Origin of the sequence: Pseudoalteromonas ostreae (assembly GCF_018069805.1) — a bacterium.
GTDB lineage: Bacteria > Pseudomonadota > Gammaproteobacteria > Enterobacterales > Alteromonadaceae > Pseudoalteromonas > Pseudoalteromonas ostreae.
In genome coordinates this window covers 37,991-59,182 of the sequence record NZ_JAGPYN010000019.1, presented here as the reverse complement: position 1 = coordinate 59,182, position 21,192 = coordinate 37,991, and the positions used below count along the sequence as shown (strand labels likewise).

Sequence of the window (21,192 nt, the reverse complement as noted above, 5' to 3'; positions counted from 1 at the left end):
AAGGTTTCTCTCTATGACTTTGCTCTGGATACCCCTGTTATCCTTAATTGGCAGTGTTATTTCTTCCTGCACCGGCAAATTGACTCGTAATCAATCGACGAGCTTAACTATGCTAGCGCCCTTATGCGCTTTAGCAATTGCGATTTATCACACGCCAGCGGTTTTAGCGGGTGAAACTATTCGCTTTACCACACAATGGATCCCAGCTTTGGGTATGGAGCTTGCTTTTCGCTTAGATGGCTTAAGCTTATTGTTTATCTTTATGATCTTAGGGATCGGGTTGCTGGTTATTTTTTATACCCGCTATTACTTAAGTAATAATGACTCGATGCCAAAATTATACTGTTACTTAATGCTGTTTATGACTGCAATGCTCGGTATTGTTATGTCGAATAACGTGATTCAACTATGGCTTTTTTGGGAATTAACCAGTATCAGCTCATTTTTGTTAATCAGTTTTTGGTGGCATAAATCAGAAGCTCGCAAAGGGGCACGTATGGCATTAGCAGTCACAGGAGCCGGTGGATTGGCTCTGCTAGGTGGCTTATTACTGCTCGGTGATATTGTTGGTAGCTATGATTTAGATGTTATTTTAGCTAGCAAAATATTGATCCAATCGCATGACTTATATGAAGTTGCATTAGTGTTGGTATTGCTTGGCGCATTTACTAAATCAGCTCAATTCCCATTTCATTTTTGGTTACCCCATGCAATGGCGGCCCCTACGCCAGTGAGTGCTTATTTGCATTCAGCGACTATGGTAAAAGCAGGTATCTTCTTACTAGCACGTTTTTATCCAGCATTAGCTGGAACAGATACCTGGTTTATTTTGGTTGCCATGACCGGCTTAACAACGCTATTGGTTGGCGCTTATATTGCTTTATTTAAGCATGATTTAAAAGGGCTGCTGGCGTATTCAACTATTAGCCATCTAGGTTTGATCACTTTATTACTTGGGTTAGATACTGAACTTGCCACCGTAGCGGCAATATTTCATATTATTAACCATGCAACGTTTAAAGCGTCATTGTTTATGGCCACCGGCATTATTGACCATGAAACTGGTACGCGAGATATGCGCAAGCTCAATGGTATGTGGCGATTTATGCCCTATACAGCCACACTGGCAATGGTTGCCGCTGCGGCAATGGCTGGGGTGCCGCTATTAAATGGCTTCTTGTCAAAAGAAATGTTTTTTGCTGAAACCTTGCATCAACAAATACTTGGTTCTATGTCGTGGCTTATTCCTGTATTAGCAACTCTAGCGGCTGCTTTTTCTGTGGCATATTCGGCACGCTTTATTCACGATGTATTCTTTAATGGCGACCCAATCAATTTACCAAAAACACCGCATGAGCCCCCACGTTATATGCGCGTGCCAATCGAAATACTGGTTGTGTTGTGCTTATTAGTCGGTATGTTTCCAAACTTTGTGGTGGATGGTATTTTGTCAGCAGCGTCGCTAGCAGTTCTTGGGGAAGCGACACCACAGTTTAAACTGTCAATTTGGCATGGCTTTAATTTACCATTGCTTATGAGTGCAATGGCTGTCGTGGGCGGTGTATTTATATATATTCAGCGTAAACATCTATTTAAGTTCCAAGCATCACTACCTCCATTAAATGCTAAAAAGACTTTTGAGCGATTTGTCTATACGATCATTAAGTGGAGTCAAGCAAAAATCAGCAGCACCGAAAATGGTTCTCTGCAACGTTACATTGTTGTGATGTTAGGGGTGGTATTACTGTGTGCTGGTTGGCCATTGTTTGAAATGAACGCTTTGGCGGGTACTGCACCGCGTACACCCATCGATTTTCATAATGCCATTGGTGCAGGTTTAATGATCATCGGTGCCATTAGTACTTTGATTTGGCATCGTTCAAGGATGGTATCGTTATTGATGATATCAATCGTAGGGTTAATGGTTTCAGTAGCATTTACACGCTTTTCAGCGCCCGATTTAGCGCTTACTCAGTTAACCGTAGAGGTAGTGACAGTTATTTTATTAATGCTGGCATTATTTTTCTTGCCGCAACGCACCCCTAAAGAGTCGAGTTCATTACGTATTTTACGTGATTTAGGGATTGCTTCAGCAGTGGGGGTGGTTATTGCCAGTATTTGTTATGCATTATTAACGCGCCCGCTTGAGTCAATTTCAGATTTCTTTATCGCCAATGCAAAAACTGGCGGAGGCGGCACCAATGTGGTAAACGTTATTTTGGTTGATTTCAGGGGCTTTGATACCCTAGGGGAAATCACGGTACTGGGTATTGCAGCGTTAGGTATTTATAAAGTATTAACTAACCTACCATTGTTTATGCCAGCCAGCGACAGTGAAGGTCGCCCTTGGGCGCGAGAACGTTATCCACTGTTATTAGCCAGTATTTCACAAAGTTTATTGCCATTAGCGTTATTAGTCTCTGCGTATATCTTCTTACGCGGTCATAACTTACCTGGTGGGGGGTTTATTGCTGGGTTAGTCACTGCAATTGCCTTTATTTTGCAATATATGGCTCATGGCTCAATTTGGATCTCTGAGCGCTTTGATGTGAACTATCGAAAGATTATTGCCTCGGGTATCGCCATTGCAATGTTAACAGGGCTAGGAAGTTGGGCATTTGGACGACCGTTTTTAACCACCTGGTTTGAATATTTTGATGTGCCATTTATCGGCAAAGTGGAATTGGCCAGTGCCATCGTATTTGATTTAGGTGTTTACATGACCGTAGTCGGCGCGACCTTAATGATACTCGCAAGCCTAGGTAAGTTAACCGCAGATACACCTAAAAAAGAGGTAAATATTTAATGGAACTGTTATACGCATCATGCGTTGGTGTATTAGTGACTTGTGGGGTGTACTTGATCCTAAGAGCACGGACTTTTCCGGTAGTATTAGGGTTAACGATGCTGTCATACGCAGTGAACTTATTTTTATTCTCTGCAGGGCGCTTAACTATTAATAAAGCCGTCGTGCTTGGTACTGGCACTGACTATGCAGATCCGCTACCGCAAGCTTTAGTTTTGACTGCTATTGTAATTGGTTTTGCAATGACTGCCTTTGTGGTGATTTTGGCCATTCGTGGTCGTGCTGATTTAGGCAATGATCATGTAGATGGTCACTTAGGTAAAGTTGAACACAAGGAGCACAAATGATCCAGCATCTAGCTTCTTGGCCAATTTTACTACCTATGCTTGCCGGCATTATTTTACTGCTACCCCCTTGTGGGAAAAGTATTCCTATTCGTCGTGTTGCCTCTGTAGTCATGGCATTATTAAGCACCTTAGTTAGTGCGCTATTATTATGGCAAGTTTTCCAGTCAGGCATTATTGTGTATGCCATCGGCGACTGGCAAGCGCCATTTGGGATCGTGTTGGTTGCTGATTTAGTGTCAGTTCTGCTGGTGTTATTAACGTCATTTTTAGGTTTGGCTGTTACTGTATACAGCTGTATGGGGGATGATGAAAAAGGGGGCTTTTTTCATCCATTAGTACACTTTTTGGTACTGGGCGTTAACGGTGCGTTTTTAACGGGGGATTTATTCAACCTGTTTGTATTTTTTGAAGTGCTGTTAATTGCTTCCTACTCATTACTAATGCATAACGGCGATAAACACAAAACACGATCAGCCATTCAATACGTGAGTTTAAACTTGATTGGTTCGAGTGTGTTTTTGATTGCACTGGGTATTTTATATGGTGTCTTAGGCACGTTGAATATTGCCGATATGGCACAAAAAGTGTCGCAGTTACAGGGCGATGACGTCTACCTTGCAAAAATTGGTGGGTTGTTACTGATGGTTGTTTTTGCGCTAAAAGGCGCATTGTTACCGCTGCACTTGTGGTTACCTAATACTTACGCGAGTGCAATGCCTGTGGTGGCGGCGTTATTCGCAATTATGACTAAAGTGGGTGTATACGCCATGCTGCGTGTCTATACCGTTATCTTTGGTGATGAAGCAGGGCAACTTGCACACATGGCACAACCTTGGTTGTGGGGCTTGGCCGTTGCAACTATTATAGTTGGCTCCATTGGTGTTGTTGCCGCGCAAGATTTACGCAAGCTTACTGCTAATTTAGTGATTGTATCGGTGGGGACGTTAGTGGCCTTAGTTGCATTACAAAACGTGAATGCCACAGCGGCGCTGTTGTATTACTTAGTGCATTCAACCTTAGTGTGCGCGGCTTTATTTTTAGTGGCCGACCTGATTGCTCATCAGCGTGGTAAGGTTGCAGATCGTTTAGCGTCAGGACGCGGCGTAGCGCAACCATATTTATTAGGCACGTGCTTTATTATTGCTGCTTTAGCTGTAGTCGGCATGCCCCCACTGTCAGGGTTTGTTGGTAAAGTATGGATTTTAAAAACCACCTTAGATAGCGAAAAAGCATTACTATTTTGGCCAGTTTACTTGCTTGCCAGCTTTGCATTATTGGTCGCATTATCTCGAGCAGGTACTACCTTATTTTGGGAACGAAAACACCAAGACAGTGAACCGACTGAAGGAGTAAAAGCACATCCATTGCAGGTCACAGCAATAATTGCTTTATTAGTTTGTTCGCCTTTGTTAGTGATCTTTGGCGGCGCAGTAAGTGAATATATGATTGCTGCTGCTACGCAATTGCATAATATTACCGGTGGTATTAATGCGGTACTTGGAGGGGGCTTATAATGCGTTTAGAATCACGTTTTCGTTGGTTAGCAACACCTTTTCGCAGTGCATTATTGTTTGTCGTATGGCTGCTACTTAATAACAGCGTATCGGTTGGTCATATAGTGTTGGCTGTGATATTCGCTATTTTAATTCCTTTAGTCAGTTTTCCATTTCGTGAACCGCAACCGCTTATTATTAAGCCCGGTTTAGCGCTAAAGCAGTTAATTATCGTGATGTACGATATTATTACCGCCAATATGCAAGTCGCATTGCTTATCTTAGGGCCAGTTAAAAAACTGCGTCCCGCATTTGTAAAAGTACCAATAGAGCTCAGTCATGCCATGCCTATCACTATTTTGGCAAGCACAGTGTCGCTTACACCGGGCACCGTAAGTGCTGAGGTATACCCGATACCTGAATCTCTCGCTGAAGGGGAGCAACCAACGCAGCGTTATTTGCTTATTCATGTATTAGATTTAGATGACGAGCAAGCGTTGATCGACACCATTAAACAACGTTACGAAGCACCACTTAAGGAGATATTTCAATGTTAGAAACAGTCTTTTTAATTGTTTTTGCCATGATTGGTTTATCGCTACTGCTGAACTTATGGCGTTTGGTGGTCGGCCCTTCGGTACCTGATCGCATTTTAGCGCTAGATACTATGTATATTAATACCATAGCGTTAATTATTTTATACGGCATGAGTATGGGCACAGGATTGTATTTTGAAGCTGCACTGTTAATCGCGATGCTTGGCTTTGTAAGTACAGTAGCGGTATGTAAGTACTTGTTACGTGGCGACATCATCGAATAAAGGGTAATAACATGATCAGTGAATGGATAGTTTCTATATTATTATTAATCGGTGGTGTATTTATATTAATAGGCTCGATAGGCCTTATCAAAATGCCGGACTTTTTTATGCGTCTGCATGGTCCTACAAAAGCAACAACCCTTGGCATGGCTGGAATGCTAATCGCCGCGATGGTATTTTTTAGTAACACGCAAGATGGCGTTAGTGTCAAAGAATTATTGATCTCAATTTTCTTATTGATCACCGCACCGATCAGCGGTTACATGCTAATAAAATCAGCAATACACCATAAACTAAAAGCTAAGGATGGCACCAAAGGTTTGGATAACATCGAAGACGATTAATTTTTTGAAGATTGAAGATTAATATCAGCCCGTTAAGTTACTTTAACGGGCTTTTTATTCACGATTTTTATTTGTACACTCAAACCTATCATCAAGCATGACGATCACAGTGGTAAAGGCGAACAAATTAAACCAATAGATATCAGTGGATTTGGCTGTAATGTGTTAAGTTTTAAACGGTAAGCTTTAAGTTGCTCTGAGCTAAATTTAATATCAGCATGATAAATTTATATTATTTGCGTTTGTAGGTTTACTGTACGAGGTTAATAAGCGAATGATTGTATTTTAGATACTAAAGGAAGCTTTTTATATGGCTAAAAAAGAGTTGATCGACCAAGATGGACAAGTCGACTTTGGTATTTTTCCAGATGGAGTAGATGACATCAATTACTTGGGTTTTGACCTGCGTAGTACTATGGGTAAATCCAGAAGTTCGCTTTTTAAAAAGTTAAGCTTTAATCAATTTCAATTTATTAGTTTGAGTTGTGAGCAGTTAATTATTGGTTTAGCGATTGTTGATTTAAAAATTGCGAGTCACTGTTTTGTATATGTATACGACCCACAAACGACAGAATTCGATGAAGTCAGTTTTATCAGCTTACTGGCTTTAAATACGTGTATTGATAGCACACCAAACACCGGGCAAGCGACTTTTCGAAAAGGGCGTAACAGCGTAACTATTAATACAACCGCTAAGCCGCAAATACGCTCGGTAGAGGTAAATTTAAAGTCCGGGCTGAAAATTAGTGCCTGTATTGATGAATCGATAAATTATAACCCGCTTGCGGTGTGTGTTCGTGCCGGTTTTACAGGCTTTCATTTTACCCAAAAAACTGCCGCATTACCCTGTACTGGAACACTTCAGTGGCGTGGTAACAAATATGTATTTGAAGAGCTTAAAGTACTGGCAAGTGTTGATTGGAGCGCGGGTTTCATGCGTCGCGAAACCTTTTGGAACTGGGGGAGTTTAGCCTGCACATTAGCCGATGGCCGCCGCTTAGGTTTAAATTTAAGTGCGGGGGTTATTGAAACAGGTTTTACCGAAAACGCCTTGTGGCTCGATGGCACGCTTTATAAAATTGATATGGTCGATTTTCAATTTGAGCGCTATGGTAATGCTAAAGCAACGAGTAAATGGCGGCTGCGTTCAAACGACGGTATCATCAATTTATACTTCGAACCCGCAGGTAAACGCCAAGATAAAACCAACTTAATTATTATCGCGACTAACTTCACTCAACACTTCGGCCGTTACTATGGTGAAATAACTCTTGCAGACGAAGTTATCACACTTAACGGCGAATGGGGATTTACCGAAGACCACTATGCGAAGTGGTAAAGAGTACTTAATACCAATCGACTTAAATATTTAACCATTCTAGCGAGCTAAATAAAGCGCTAACTGCGTTATAATTTTTTCAAGTAGAACAACTGCATGTCAAAATTTATGCCTTGTTATCACTCCATTTATCTGTGGCTATAAATGGTCAGTAACTTAACACGATTGGTATAACCTGACTATCGTTTAAAAATGAACTTAACATCTATCCCAAGATCAGCTCGTTGCCGCGTCACTAAATTCAATCGATTTGTTTAACGACTATAGTGCTTAATGCACTGCGTGATAATGTAACGACTAATGTACCAACGCCACAAGCAATCAAGACCAAACCTAGATTTTGAGCTGCACCGGCCAGTCCCAAACCATTGCCAATCAAAAGGTAATAAATAAGTCCAAATAGCGCTGCGGCACTCCCTACTTGGTGTTTGTAGTCACTTAAAGCCATACTGAGTACATTGGGGATCGCAATGGCGAAAGCCATCACGACGATCATCATTGGCGCGATAAACCAAATCGAATCTTGTATTAGGTAAACACCGACAGCACCCAACGTGAGTAAAGTCGCGGCAGCTTGCAACAGCAAATGCTGCGACACATGCTTCGCCAGCAAGCCGTTGTTAAGATAACTCCCCAGCAGTGAGCCAAGTCCCAAAAAAATCCCACTGTAACCAAATTGCTCAGGCGTGAACCCCAGCGCTGCGAAATTAAATCCGCCCAGTTGGTAATAAGAAAAAAGGGAAGTGTTGTAAAGTGTCACCAACAATTACCACTGACATTTTTTAACTAACTTAAACCAAGAACGAGTAAACTTTTTAGGGAGGATTTTCTTTGGTGGTACGATAGGGACTTCGAGCTTTTTAGCAAAGTAACGGTGTACAAAGGTTTTCATTTGATCGCTTTCTAATTGCTCGTAAGCTATTTGCAATTGTGCTATGTCTTTTCGGCTAACATAATTTCCTTTAAGTTTTTTAAAACGCATTTCCAGCCACAGTAATAAAGCTTGTTTAGCCTCATTGGGAAAGGCATGGGTTAAAGTAGATGTGGGTCCGTATAACCTTTCAAAGTTTATTGTTTGATCTTGAATCAAAAATACCATTAACAAATTTAATCCTGCAGAAATTTGCCCTGCACGTTTGTCAATAATTTGATAACGGCTTAAGGCACTACGAAAATAATGTTCAGCTTCTGGGATTTTATTCTCATCAAGTGCCAAATAGCCCAGGTTACTTTCTATCATGGCGACAACGTTAGGGAGGTTTAAACGCACCGTGAAATTATAGCTTTCGGCATATAGGTTACGCGCTTCGTCATTGTTATTTTGTGCCATAGCGACAAGTGCCATACTGTTGGTAAGCGTCAAGCGTTGACGATCATTTGCAGCGTATTTATAACCACATTGAAAACTTAGTTGCGCATCATCTAAATACTCCGCATAGCGGAGCCAAATACCTAATGCACTCATAATAGACGTTATTTTCTTTTTGAAATAAGGGGCTTGCTGCTGACTAAATATCGCATCTACAGACTGATGAAGACGGTAAAATTGGCTGGTCGGAACGGCTGCTCGGGCGTTAATAAGATGCCACCGAATAAATAACTCAGGTGAAACTTTATCGATATCGTCAAGATTTTCAAGAATAATAATAGATTGTGCTGGGTTGACCACAAGGTAGTCTTCAGCTTCGTTTAACTTATTTTCAAAAGTGCTTAGTTCAGTAGCAAAAGCTTGCTGAAAACCAAGTAACAGGAACCAAAATATAACGAAAAGCCGTAACAACTTGATCTCAATTACTTAATAATATGATTGATAATTATAGTTGTCGCAGTCAGACAAATCAAAGTTAATAATCCATATTAAGTTCTTTTAGTCATATTGTATCTAATGGTAATATTTATCTATAAAAGCGAAAATAACACAGCTCAAAAGCCCTAAATCTGTACAGGTTTAGGGCCTTCATTTATTTACTGTTAATGCAAATCAGCTTAAAAATTTACAGCTTTTTACTATTCGTCTATCGATCTCAATAAGGCATTAATTCCCACTTTTTCGCGGGTTTGTTGATCCACTTTTTTCACGATAATTGCTGCGTACAGACTGTGGCTACCATCTTTTGACGGTAATGCGCCAGGCACTACAACAGCACCAGCTGGTACGCGGCCGTAATGGATTTCGCCGGTTTCACGGTCATAGATACGCGTGCTTTGACTGATGTACACACCCATCGAAATAACGGCACCTTCTTCAACAATAACGCCTTCAACAATTTCTGAACGTGCGCCAATAAAGCAGTTGTCTTCGATGATAGTCGGATTCGCTTGTAACGGCTCTAAAACGCCACCTATGCCAACACCTCCTGATAAGTGTACGTTCTTACCAATTTGTGCACATGAGCCCACTGTTGCCCATGTATCAACCATAGTGCCATCATCAACGTAAGCACCAATGTTTACATAAGAAGGCATTAATACGACGTTTTTACCGACGAAGCTGCCTTTGCGGGCAACGGCGTTTGGTACTACGCGCATGCCACCTTGCTGAAATTGTTCCGGCGTATAGTCGCTAAATTTCAGCGGTACTTTGTCGTAAAATTGGTTTACGCCGTCGTTCATTGGTTGGTTATCGCGAATGCGAAATGATAATAAAACTGCTTTTTTAAGCCATTGGTGGACGACCCATTCACCACTGATTTTTTCAGCAACCCGGGCTGCACCACTATCAAGTAGCTCAAGTACATCGATGATGGCTTGTTTTACATCACTAGATACTGTGCTTGGGCTGATGTTATCGCGGTTATCCCAGGCGTTTTCAATGGTGGTTTTTAAATCTGACATAAGATCCTCTTATTCGGTTTCTGCGTTGAGTTTTTTACGCAATGCTTGATGAATTTTTGCTTGTTCTTCATCGGTAAGGGCTTGGTATTCGTTATTCGATACCACGAAGAAATCTTCTGCACGTTCACCTACAGTGGTGATCCGCGCGGCGTGTATATGTAATAAGTGGGCTTGAAACACTTCGGCTATTTTGGTTAATAAACCAGGGATATCTACCGCTTGAATTTCGATTAAGCTGCGATCTTTACGCGGGTGAGGGCGCAAGATGATTTTTGGCTTAATATTAAAATCTTTAAAGCGTTGTGAGCGATTCTTTTTAAAGCGAATTTTCTTTTTCGGATCGGCAAGTGCTTGATCAAGGCCGCGTTTGATTGACTGCGCTTGAGCGCTGGCAATCGGGTCACCACTGACTTCAAGTACTACAAAGCTAAACAGCACATAGCCGTCGCGAGTGGTGAGTACTTGGGCGTGTTGAATTTGCGCTTTTTTAGAGCCAATCACACTGACCAAACGGGCAAATAAAGCACCGGAGTAGGGGCTGTAGACAAATACTTGGGTACCGCCGTGCATGGCTGTATTTGATACCGCAACACTGGGTTGGCTTAAATCGTCACAGTTTAGTAAATGTTCGGTGTGCCATGATAGCTGTTGTTCACTAAAGGCAGTAAAGTAATTTGCTTTAAAGCGGCTCCAAATTAAATCAATTTGTTCTTCAATGTAACCATTGTTGATGAGGCGTTGTTTGGCTTGGTGCTTTTTATCGCGAATTTGGTCGCGCTGATCCATTGGGTTTTCAAGGCCGAGCCGTAAAGCACGCTGAGTATGTAGATACAACTCACGCAATAGGGTGTTCTTCCAATCATTCCACAAATTATCATTAGTAGCGCGAATGTCTGCCACCGTTAAGCAATATAGGTAATCAAGTTGTCGCTCGGTTTTAACTCGCGTAGCAAAGTCTTTTATCACATCTGGGTCGTTAATATCTTTACGCTGTGCAGTTACAGACATAAGTAAATGATTACTAACAAGCCAAGCAATTAATTTACCATCAGAAGTAGAAAAACGGTGTAATTTAGCAAATGCAATGGCGTCAACAGCCCCGAGTTCTGAGTGATCGCCACCACGGCCTTTGGCAATGTCATGGAAGATACCCGCTAAATACAGTAGCTCGGGCTTGTCCATGCGGGTGACTATTTCACAACAAATAGGAAACTCATTGACGTTTGTTTTATCAAAATATTGATAAATATTGTTGATCAACTTATGAGTATGTTCATCCACAGTATAAGCGTGAAATAAGTCAAACTGCATCTGGCCAAAAATATTACGCCACTGCGGTAAGTACGCAGCTAACATGCCGTGTTTGTGCATTAAAGTAAATGCACGACCCATGCCGTTAGGGTGTTTAATTAAGCGTAAAAAGGCTTCTCGACAAGCGGCATAATCTTGTAAATCTCCTAAAAGACGACGTCGCACTTGGCGAATGGTACGGATAGTACTTGGGTAAATATGGGTAATCTCAGGGTTATCAGCAATATGTTCAAATAATACAAACAGTTGTTCACGGCGAAAAAATACAGATGGATTTTTTACTTTAATTTGATGGCCAGCACGTTCAAAATTACGATCGAGTTCAACCACTGCTTGTTCGTTACTTTCCGGCAAAATGCTTTGTTCAAAATATGATAACAACATTTGATTTAGCTCACGAACACGGCTCATGATCCTAAATAAACGCTTCATCATTCGCTCAACAGAGGCTTTCCCATCGCTACCAAAACCAAGTAAATCAGCGGCCAGTGGTTGATGATCAAATAACAACCGGTTCTCTGAGCGTCCAGCGGCTAAATGCAGTGCAAAACGGATATTCCAGAGATTTTCTAAACACTCAAGTAGCTCTTGGTATTCCTCATGAGTGAGGTAGCCGTGGCTAATAAGCTCTTGTAAGGTTTCAGCCCGAAAATGCTTTTTAGCAACCCAAATGATGGTTTGTAGATCTCGCAGGCCACCGGGGTTTTCTTTGATATTAGGTTCGAGATTATATGCTGTGCCGTGACATTTTTTATGACGTAGTTGTTGCTCGTTTACTTTTGCTAAAAAGAATTCGTCAGAGTGCCATATTGGTGTGTCGAGAATATGCGCTTTGAGTTTTTCGTATTCGATATGGTTACCAAACAGCAAGCGGCTTTCGAGTAAGCTGGTGGCAAAAGTTACGTCTTCACGCTTTTGCTCAATCGCTTGCTCAATGGTACGAACACTATGACCAATCTCTAAATTGAGATCCCATAGCATAGTAACGAACTGGCCTATTTTTTCACAGATTGCCTCTGATGGTTGTTCGGTAACCAATAATAAAAAATCAATATCTGAATAGGGGTGCAGCTCACCGCGGCCATATCCACCCACGGCTATCAAGGCTAAATCAGGTTCATGGGCTAAATCATAAACATGAAACAGTTTGATCAGTAGACGGTCAATAAATTCAGCCCGGGCATTAATCAAGTTACCGACGGGTTGTTTTGAAAACTCGTTTTGTAACCACTTATAAAAATAATGAGAACAATCGCGATAATCAGTTAATTGCTCAGCATCGCTGAGCAATTTTTTAACTTTATTGGGTAATGCCACGTGGGCTGGCTCCTTAGCACACTAATTCACTCTAAGTTAGGTGAGTCAGTCTTTAATGTTCAATGATCCGGTCAATCGTATCATCTGATCGAAGCGTTAAAATTTCAACACCCTTTTCAGTGACTAATAAAGTGTGTTCCCACTGAGCAGACAGACTACGGTCTTTAGTAACCACAGTCCAGTCATCTTTTAGTAGTTTACACTGGCGTTTACCCGCGTTAACCATTGGTTCAATAGTTAAACACATACCGGCTTTTAGGGCTTCGCCAGTACCAGCGCGGCCATAATGCATAATTTGTGGCTCTTCGTGAAATTCTGCACCAATACCGTGGCCGCAATATTCACGAACGATAGAATAATTAAAGCCCTCAGCATATTTTTGTATCGCTTCACCAATATCACCTAAACGCACACCAGGTTTAACCATTTTTATTGCTAAATAAAGGCTTTCTTGCGTTACTTCAGCAAGGCGCTTTCCTTGGATGTTTGGCGTGCCAACATGAAACATTTTTGAGGTGTCGCCGTGGTAACCATCTTTGATAACCGTGATATCGATATTGACACTGTCGCCATCTTTTAATGCTTTGTCGTTAGGAATACCATGGCAAATTACATGGTTTACTGAGGTGCAAATTGATTTAGGAAAACCATGGTAGTTTAGTGGCGCAGGAATTGCCTTTTGCACATCGACAATATAATTATGACAAATTGTATTTAGTTCATCAGTGGTTACACCGGGAACTACATGTGACTCTATCATTTCCAGGACATCTGCCGCTAAGCGCCCGGCTACACGCATTTTCTCTATTTCTTCAGGGGTCTTGATCACAGCACTCATGGAGGCTCCATTGTCGAGTTTTACACATTTATCGCCGCACAAATTTTGCACGCGACGTTGAATATTTGTTTTTAATATGGTATAAAGCGCGCCGTCTTTTTACAAATAAATTCTTAATTGATTTTTTGTATTTAAGGCAAACACAATTTTATTTTAACACACACACGTATCGTCACATACACTTGGGTGCATTTCAGTTTCATTTAACTGCGGTGTTGGTGCTATGGGATATGTGGAGGCCTAACCCTAAACTAAACAGAGGAAATACAAAATGGCAAACGTTTCAATGCGCGACATGCTTCAAGCTGGTGTTCACTTCGGTCACCAAGCACGTTACTGGAATCCTAAGATGAAGCCTTTCATCTTCGGCGCACGTAACCGTGTTCATATCATCAACCTTGAGCAAACTGTTCCAATGTTCAACAACGCACTTAAGTTTTTAACTGGTGCTGCGTCAAACAAAGGTAAAGTTCTTTTCGTTGGTACTAAGCGCGCAGCAAGCGAGTCGGTTAAAGAAGCCGCTATCGCGAGCGATCAGTATTACGTAAATCACCGTTGGTTAGGTGGTATGTTGACTAACTGGAAAACAGTTCGTCAATCAATCAAGCGTCTTAAAGACCTTGAGATCCAAAGCCAAGACGGTACTTTCGAGAAGTTAACTAAGAAAGAAACGTTAATGCTTAACCGCGAAATGGAAAAGCTTGAAAAGAGCCTTGGCGGTATCAAAAACATGGGTGGTCTTCCTGACGCACTTTTCGTTATCGATGCAGACCACGAGCACATCGCTATCCGTGAAGCTAACAACCTAGGTATTCCAGTTGTTGCGATCGTTGATACTAACTCTAACCCAGACGGTGTTGATTTCATCGTACCTGGTAATGATGATGCTATCCGTGCAATTAACCTTTACACAGGCGCAGTTGCAGCAGCAATTACTGAAGGCCGTGAGAGCAATATCGTTGCTCAAGCTGAGAAAGACGACTTCGTAGAAGCTGAGTAATTAGCTGTCATCAAGTCTTCATCTAATTTTAGATGAAGACTTGCTATTCTTGTAGAGCGGGTAACCCGCTTATCTAAACCTGAATTCAGATTTGAGGATTTACTAATGGCTGTAACTACTGCCCTAGTTAAAGAATTACGCGAGCGTACCGGCGCTGGCATGATGGATTGTAAAAAAGCGTTAACTGAAACTGATGGCGACATCGAGTTAGCGATTGAAAATATGCGTAAAAGTGGCGCTGCAAAAGCGGCTAAAAAAGCAGGTAACATTGCTGCTGAAGGTACTATCATCATCAAGCAAAACGCAGGTGTTGCAGTACTAGTTGAAGTTAACTGTCAAACTGACTTCGTAGCAAAAGACGTAAGTTTCTTAGCATTTGCTAATAAAGTTGCTGATGCTGCTATTGCAGAAACGATTTCTATCGAAGACTTACAAGCTAAGTTCGAAGAAGATCGTGTTGAACTAGTAACTAAAATTGGTGAAAACATCAATGTACGTCGTCTACAGTACATCGCTGGCGAAACGCTAGTTGAGTACCGTCACGGTGAGCGTATTGGTGTTGTTGTTGCAGGTGTTGCTGATGAAGAAACACTTAAGCACATCGCAATGCACGTTGCTGCTTCAAACCCAGAGTACCTAGCACCTGAAGATGTACCTGCTGACGTTGTTGAAAAAGAAAAGCAAGTACAAATCGAAATCGCGATGAACGAAGGCAAGCCTGCTGAAATCGCTGAGAAGATGGTTGTTGGTCGCATGAAAAAATTCACTGGTGAGGTTTCTCTTACTGGTCAAGCTTTCATCATGGAACCTAAAAAATCTGTTGGTGAAATTCTTAAAGAGAAAAACGCAACAGTTACTGGCTTCGTACGTGTAGAAGTTGGTGAAGGTATCGAGAAGAAAACTGAAGATTTTGCTGCTGAAGTTGCTGCACAGATTGCTGCTGCTAAAGGTCAATAAAATCGATTTCCTTTGACGAAAAAGTGAGTTAGATGAAATTATTCTGTTATTTGCTTTTGCGTCATCGCTGAAAATTCTTTAAAATAACCGCGCTCTTTATGTGAAAATCATAAGCGCGGTTATTTTTTATCCTTTTTTTATAAAGTTGGCCCAAATACTATGACAATCAATCGTAAACCTATTTTTAGACGCGTTCTTCTCAAATTAAGCGGTGAAGCACTGATGGGAGACGAAGGCTTCGGCATCGACCCAAAAGTATTAGACCGTATGGCGCAAGAAATCAAAGAGCTTGTAGAACTCGACGTAGAAGTGGGTTTAGTTATCGGTGGCGGTAACTTTTTACGTGGCGGCTCACTTGCTGAGGCAGGTATGAATCGCGTAGTGGGCGATCATATGGGGATGCTAGCAACTGTTATGAATGGCCTTGCAATGCGTGATGCGTTGCACCGTGCATTTGTAAATTGCCGTTTAATGTCAGCTATCCCACTTAACGGTGTGTGTGATGCATACAACTGGGCTGAGGCAATTAGCTTATTAAAAACAGGGCGTGTAGTTATTTTTGCAGCCGGTACTGGTAACCCTTTCTTTACAACGGATTCGGCCGCGTGTTTACGCGGTATTGAAATTGAAGCCGATACCGTGATTAAAGCCACCAAGGTTGATGGTGTTTACAGTGATGATCCGGTGAAAAACCCTGACGCGACACTTTACCGTCACTTGAGCTACAATGAAATCATTGAAAAAGAATTAAAAGTAATGGATCTTGCGGCATTCACTCTTGCGCGTGATCACAAGATGCCATTGAGCGTATTTAACATGAACAAATCAGGCGCTTTAAAGCGTGTAATTATGGGCGAAGAAGAAGGCACTCTTATCTCTTCACAAGCTTCAGATGAAGTTATTAACTAGATTAGGATTGAACCGTGATAAACGATATTCAAAAAGATGCTGCAGAACGTATGCAGAAAAGTGTAACGGCACTTAGCAGTCAACTATCTAAAATCCGTACTGGCCGTGCTCATCCGGCAATATTAGATGGCATTATGGTGCCATATTACGGTGCACCAACGCCATTGAACCAAGTTGCCAATGTAACGATTGAAGATTCACGTACATTAGCACTTAGTGTATTTGATAAATCGCTTGCGCAAGCGGTAGAGAAAGCAATCATGGCATCTGACTTAGGCTTAAACCCAATGTCTGCGGGTTCTGTGATCCGTGTACCGCTTCCTCCGCTAACTGAAGAACGTCGTAAAAACTTAATTAAAATCGTTCGTGGTGAAGTTGAAAGTGGCCGCGTTGCAATCCGTAACATTCGTCGTGATGCTAACGGTGACGTTAAAAACTTATTGAAAGATAAAGATATTTCTGAAGATGAAGCACGTCAATCTGATGATGCAATTCAAAAGCTTACGGACAAATTCATTAAAGAAATGGACACTCAATTAGCGGCGAAAGAAGCCGAGCTGATGGAAATCTAAGCAGCTAAATAACCCAAATGCGGGTTAGTAAATTTATTAGTTTTGAAACGCCGTCTGGGGTATACTAGGCGGCGTTTTTTTATGGAATACTCAATATTTATGGTTCTTGACGCTGATAAAATTTCCCAGCAATGTTTACCCAAGCATGTCGCTATAATTATGGATGGCAATGGTCGTTGGGCACAAGCAAAGAATAGGCCGCGCGTGTACGGTCATAAAAAAGGCGTGGATGCGGTTCGTCACTCTGTGCAGTTTTGCACAAAATTAGGTGTAGAGTCACTGACTCTGTTCGCTTTTAGTAGTGAAAACTGGCATCGGCCTGAAGATGAGGTCAGTACCCTGATGGAGCTGTTTTTGTTTGTGTTGAGCAAGGAAGTTAAAAAGCTACACAAAAATAATGTTAAGTTAACTATTATTGGTGACTTATCTCGTTTTTCAGATACTTTGCGTAGCAAGGTTGATGCAGCACATGAATTAACGGCTAATAATACAGGGTTACAACTGAATGTAGCGGCAAATTATGGTGGTCGATGGGATATAACAAATGCTGCAAAGCAATTAGCTAAGCAGATTGCAGCAGGGACGTTAAACCCTGATGAGATTACAGAGCACGATTTAGCCACCCATATGAGCATGCACGATCAGGCTGAACCTGACTTGTTGATCCGTACAGGTGGCGATTTACGCATAAGCAATTTTTTATTGTGGCAAGCTGCTTATGCTGAACTTTATTTTACCGATACGCTTTGGCCTGATTTCAATGAAGCAGCTTTTGCTGATGCTATCGCTTGTTACGTTGCCAGAGAGCGACGGTTTGGTTGTACTGGCGAACAAATAAAACAATTACTCGCTGAAACCTAATTAAAAAGGGTAACACTTTGCTAAAACAACGAATTTTAACCTCTTTAGTGCTAGCGCCTTTAGCACTGGTGTTGGTTTTTTATACACCTCTTACATTGTTTAGTTACATTGCTGGCGCGATTGTTTTATTAGGCGCGTGGGAATGGTCGGCATTTATGGGGTTATGCGATAAAGTTAAACGTTTTTCGTTTGTGGCGTTTATTGGCTTACTACTGGTACTGCTTAATTGGCATTGGCCAATTGATGGACTGTGGGTTAACGGCCAGTTAGTGGGTGACGCAAATTATATATTCACCCTGTCATTTTCGTGGTGGATAGTAGCCACCTATCTAGTGTGGCGCTATCCAGCAATGGCGAAAGCATGGAACGAAGGAGTGGTTATGCGGGCTATTGCCGGCATTCTCACCTTAGTACCGCTGTGGCTTGCACTTAATACACTGCGCAGTGCTAACTATGAGCAATCAACACACTTTGGTTCGATGCTTATTTTAGTGGTACTGGGGATCGTATGGAGTGCTGATATTGGTGCGTACTTTACTGGCAAAAACTTTGGCAAGCATAAGTTAATGCCAAAAGTGAGCCCAAATAAAACCATTGAAGGTTTAGCTGGTGGCTTAGTTGCAGCGGTGGTTTTTGTTTTAGCGTTTTGTCATTTTACCAACGTAAACATGTCTGTTTGGCCAATTTACGCGATTATGACTGTATTCATCGCGTTATTTTCAGCTATTGGCGACTTACTCGAAAGTATGTTTAAACGCGAAGCTGGTCTTAAAGATAGTGGCTCTTGTTTGCCTGGCCATGGGGGGATTTTAGACCGCCTTGACAGCCTTACCGCTGCGGCCCCCATTTTTGTGTTGTGCTATGCATGGACACTTAGTTTATGAGTTGTAGACAACAACTTGTCATTCTTGGCGCAACAGGTTCTATTGGTTTAAGTACCTTAGATGTTGTTGCGCGTAACCAAGAACAGTTTGCTGTATTTGCACTTGCGGCAGGTCATAATAGTAAATTGATGGCGCAATTGTGTCTTGCTCATCAACCACGCTTTGCAGTGATGGCTGATGACAGCGCAGCGGCTAAGTTAAGCCAACACTTATCGGGTAGTGGCTGCAAAACAGTGATCCGCAGTGGCATTGCTGCCATGGGGGAGCTGGCCGCTCACCCAGACGTTGACGCGGTAATGTCGGCGATTGTTGGTGCAGCAGGGCTCATACCTACACTCAGTGCGGTAGAAGCAGGTAAAAAAGTATTACTGGCGAATAAAGAATCTTTAGTCATGTCAGGTCAGTTGTTTATTGATAAAGTAAAACAGCATAAAGCCACTTTACTACCGATTGACAGTGAACATAATGCCATATTCCAGTGCCTGCCAAGTGCACTGCAAGGCTCTAAAACCAATGCACAGTTACATGAGCATGGGGTAAGTAAAATTTTACTTACCGGTTCTGGTGGGCCTTTTTTAACCTGTGATATTGCCTCTTTAAAGGGCGTTACTGTAGCACAAGCCGTGGCGCATCCAAATTGGTCGATGGGGCAAAAAATTTCGGTTGACTCAGCCACTATGATGAATAAAGGCCTTGAGTTTATTGAGGCTAAATGGCTATTTAACTGCCAGGCAAACGATATTGAAGTGGTCATTCACCCGCAAAGTATTATTCATTCAATGGTGCAATACCAAGATGGCTCGGTGCTAGCGCAAATGGGGAATCCAGATATGCGTACACCGATTGCTCATGCTTTAGCATACCCACAGCGTATTGATGCCGGTGTTACACCGCTTGATTTCTCCGCCCTTGCTGATTTTACTTTTACGAAACCAGATTTTGCTCGCTATCCAAATTTACAATTAGCTATTACTGCGTGTAATGCTGGACAAGGTGCTACGACGACAGTTAATGCTGCCAATGAAATTGCTGTGCAGGCATTTTTACAAGGGCAGATAGGCTTTACTGATATATACCGCATTAATGCACAAACATTAGATACAACAGTGGATGTAAACGTACATACGCTGGATGAAATTCTTGAATGTGATCGTTTAGCTCGACTTCAAGCGACGCAACTCATTGCAAAGGTAGTACGCTAATATGTTCGATTTTCTGTGGAATTTAGGGTCTTTTATTTTAGCGCTGGGTATTTTAGTGACAGTGCATGAATATGGCCATTTTTGGGTTGCCCGCAAAGCGGGTGTCAAAGTGTTAAGGTTCTCTATTGGCTTTGGTAAACCGCTAATAAAATGGCACGATAAACACGACACTGAATATGTCATTGCAGCGATCCCTTTGGGTGGTTACGTGAAAATGCTTGATGAGCGCGTTGATGACGTGCCAGCTGAGCAACGCCATTTATCATTTAATGCCAAGTCAGTACAAGCGCGTATCGCGATTGTTGCTGCAGGGCCTATGGCAAACTTTATATTTGCTATCTTTGCTTTAGCTGCCATGTACATGGTTGGGGTTCAATCGGTGAAGCCGGTGGTCGGTTCGATCAAAGAAGGTAGCCGAGCTGAACAAGCTGGTATTATGTCGAGTCAGCAGATTGTCAAAATTGGCGATGATAATATCGCTACCTGGCAAGATGCTACGTTTGCATTAATGGCAAGTTTAGGTGATAAAAGCGTAGCAGTCACCGTGCGTGACGAGCAATTTCAAGAACAGGTTAAAACGCTTGATATTGATGGTTGGAAACTGGATCAACAAGATGTGCCGCCATTAGCTTCATTGGGCATTGTGCCGTTTCGTCCGCAGGCGACTTTAACCGTTGCTACAATTTCGCCAAACTCCGCTGCAGCAGACGCTAACTTACAAGCCGGTGATGAAATTATCGCAGTAAATGGTGAAACAATAACCAGTTGGATGCAGTTAGTTAATGTTATTCAGCAATCCGCTAACAAATCATTACAATTTAGTGTAAAAAGACAAGATAGTATCGAGTTGCTAAATGTTACGCCGAAAGGGCAACGTAATAATGATGGCGTGTTACAAGGCTTTTTAGGTGTAGCACCGATGGTTGAAAAATGGCCAGATGGTTACATTGAAACTAGACATTATGGCCCACTCGATAGTATGGTGCTGGGCGTAACTGAAACATGGCGCTTGATCAGCCTAAGCTTTGATATGATTGGTAACTTAATTACTGGTCAAGTATCAGTGAAAAATTTAAGTGGTCCAGTTGGTATTGCGGTAGGGGCGGGAACTAGCGTAAGCTATGGCTTAGTGGCATTTTTAAGCTTTTTAGCATTGATAAGTGTAAACTTGGGTGTATTTAATTTATTGCCGTTACCAGTGCTTGATGGTGGGCATTTAATGTATTACATAATTGAACTTTTTCGTAAAAAGCCGGTCTCTGAAAAGACACAAGAATTTGGTTTTAAAGTGGGTGCCTTGCTACTCATTTTTCTTACATGTTTCGCTTTGTTCAATGATGTATCGCGATTGTAAGCA

20 protein-coding genes are annotated in these 21,192 nt (G+C 41.9%); 15 read left to right on the top strand and 5 right to left on the bottom strand.

From position 1 onward, the window contains the following. Window positions 1-13: 13 nt before the first annotated feature. The 7 genes from J7338_RS15255 (at window position 14) to J7338_RS15225 (ending at window position 7,149) form a co-directional block, all read left to right on the top strand. Complete coding sequence (locus tag J7338_RS15255; protein ID WP_210797851.1) at window positions 14-2,806, top strand: monovalent cation/H+ antiporter subunit A; 2,793 nt, start codon at window positions 14-16, stop codon at window positions 2,804-2,806. Further along, complete coding sequence (locus J7338_RS15250; RefSeq protein WP_210797850.1) at window positions 2,806-3,153, top strand: Na+/H+ antiporter subunit C; 348 nt, start codon at window positions 2,806-2,808, stop codon at window positions 3,151-3,153. The genes J7338_RS15255 and J7338_RS15250 overlap by 1 nt, the downstream gene beginning before the upstream one ends. After that, complete coding sequence (locus J7338_RS15245; protein ID WP_210797849.1) at window positions 3,150-4,667, top strand: monovalent cation/H+ antiporter subunit D; 1,518 nt, start codon at window positions 3,150-3,152, stop codon at window positions 4,665-4,667. Before J7338_RS15250 ends, J7338_RS15245 begins: the two co-directional genes overlap by 4 nt. Then, window positions 4,667-5,203, top strand: coding sequence for a Na+/H+ antiporter subunit E (locus J7338_RS15240; RefSeq protein ID WP_210797848.1), 537 nt, complete (start codon window positions 4,667-4,669; stop codon window positions 5,201-5,203). The genes J7338_RS15245 and J7338_RS15240 overlap by 1 nt, the downstream gene beginning before the upstream one ends. Beyond that, window positions 5,197-5,466, top strand: a complete 270-nt coding sequence (locus tag J7338_RS15235) for a K+/H+ antiporter subunit F (RefSeq protein WP_016707651.1) — start codon at window positions 5,197-5,199, stop codon at window positions 5,464-5,466. Before J7338_RS15240 ends, J7338_RS15235 begins: the two co-directional genes overlap by 7 nt. 11 nt (window positions 5,467-5,477) lie before the next feature. Continuing rightward, complete coding sequence (locus J7338_RS15230; RefSeq protein ID WP_210797847.1) at window positions 5,478-5,810, top strand: Na+/H+ antiporter subunit G; 333 nt, start codon at window positions 5,478-5,480, stop codon at window positions 5,808-5,810. 310 nt (window positions 5,811-6,120) lie between these two features. Further along, on the top strand, window positions 6,121-7,149 hold the full coding sequence (locus J7338_RS15225) for a DUF2804 domain-containing protein (RefSeq protein WP_210797846.1): 1,029 nt from the start codon (window positions 6,121-6,123) through the stop codon (window positions 7,147-7,149). Window positions 7,150-7,390: 241 nt separating this feature from the next. On the opposite strand, the gene J7338_RS15220 is transcribed toward J7338_RS15225, so the two are convergent. The 5 genes from J7338_RS15220 to map all read right to left on the bottom strand — a co-directional run bounded on the left by J7338_RS15220 (window position 7,391) and on the right by map (window position 13,450). After that, window positions 7,391-7,909: an MFS transporter gene (locus tag J7338_RS15220; protein ID WP_210797845.1), complete on the bottom strand. Its 519-nt coding sequence runs from the start codon at window positions 7,907-7,909 to the stop codon at window positions 7,391-7,393. 6 nt (window positions 7,910-7,915) lie between these two features. Further along, entirely contained in the window at window positions 7,916-8,929 is a 1,014-nt protein-coding gene (locus J7338_RS15215) for a tetratricopeptide repeat protein (RefSeq protein WP_228733005.1), read from the bottom strand. 227 nt (window positions 8,930-9,156) lie between these two features. Next, window positions 9,157-9,984, bottom strand: coding sequence for a 2,3,4,5-tetrahydropyridine-2,6-dicarboxylate N-succinyltransferase (dapD, locus tag J7338_RS15210; protein ID WP_210797844.1), 828 nt, complete (start codon window positions 9,982-9,984; stop codon window positions 9,157-9,159). Window positions 9,985-9,993: 9 nt separating this feature from the next. Beyond that, a complete protein-coding gene (gene glnD / locus J7338_RS15205) occupies window positions 9,994-12,612 on the bottom strand; it encodes a [protein-PII] uridylyltransferase (RefSeq protein ID WP_210797843.1) in 2,619 nt (872 codons plus the stop codon). 52 nt (window positions 12,613-12,664) lie between these two features. Beyond that, window positions 12,665-13,450, bottom strand: a complete 786-nt coding sequence (gene map / locus J7338_RS15200) for a type I methionyl aminopeptidase (protein ID WP_210797842.1) — start codon at window positions 13,448-13,450, stop codon at window positions 12,665-12,667. Between the two features lie 271 nt (window positions 13,451-13,721). On the opposite strand from map, the gene rpsB reads away from it, so the two are divergent. The 8 genes from rpsB (at window position 13,722) to rseP (ending at window position 21,189) form a co-directional block, all read left to right on the top strand. Further along, window positions 13,722-14,450 carry a 30S ribosomal protein S2 gene (gene rpsB, locus J7338_RS15195; protein ID WP_145240470.1) on the top strand — a complete coding sequence of 243 codons (729 nt, stop codon included), beginning with the start codon at window positions 13,722-13,724 and terminating at the stop codon, window positions 14,448-14,450. Between the two features lie 105 nt (window positions 14,451-14,555). Then, a complete protein-coding gene (tsf, locus tag J7338_RS15190; RefSeq protein ID WP_210797841.1) occupies window positions 14,556-15,407 on the top strand; it encodes a translation elongation factor Ts in 852 nt (283 codons plus the stop codon). A gap of 159 nt (window positions 15,408-15,566) precedes the next feature. Further along, entirely contained in the window at window positions 15,567-16,316 is a 750-nt protein-coding gene (pyrH, locus tag J7338_RS15185) for a UMP kinase (RefSeq protein WP_210797840.1), read from the top strand. A 50-nt stretch (window positions 16,317-16,366) separates the two neighbouring features. Next, entirely contained in the window at window positions 16,367-16,888 is a 522-nt protein-coding gene (gene frr, locus J7338_RS15180) for a ribosome recycling factor (protein ID WP_215909106.1), read from the top strand. Window positions 16,889-16,969: 81 nt separating this feature from the next. Next, window positions 16,970-17,749, top strand: a complete 780-nt coding sequence (locus J7338_RS15175; protein WP_210797839.1) for an isoprenyl transferase — start codon at window positions 16,970-16,972, stop codon at window positions 17,747-17,749. 17 nt (window positions 17,750-17,766) lie between these two features. Beyond that, window positions 17,767-18,633, top strand: a complete 867-nt coding sequence (locus J7338_RS15170; RefSeq protein WP_210797838.1) for a phosphatidate cytidylyltransferase — start codon at window positions 17,767-17,769, stop codon at window positions 18,631-18,633. Next, the gene (ispC, locus tag J7338_RS15165) at window positions 18,630-19,835 is read left to right on the top strand and encodes a 1-deoxy-D-xylulose-5-phosphate reductoisomerase (RefSeq protein WP_210797837.1); all 1,206 of its coding nucleotides are present in this window, start codon (window positions 18,630-18,632) and stop codon (window positions 19,833-19,835) included. Before J7338_RS15170 ends, ispC begins: the two co-directional genes overlap by 4 nt. 1 nt (window position 19,836) lies before the next feature. Beyond that, window positions 19,837-21,189 carry a sigma E protease regulator RseP gene (rseP, locus tag J7338_RS15160; RefSeq protein ID WP_210797836.1) on the top strand — a complete coding sequence of 451 codons (1,353 nt, stop codon included), beginning with the start codon at window positions 19,837-19,839 and terminating at the stop codon, window positions 21,187-21,189. Window positions 21,190-21,192: the final 3 nt, after the last annotated feature.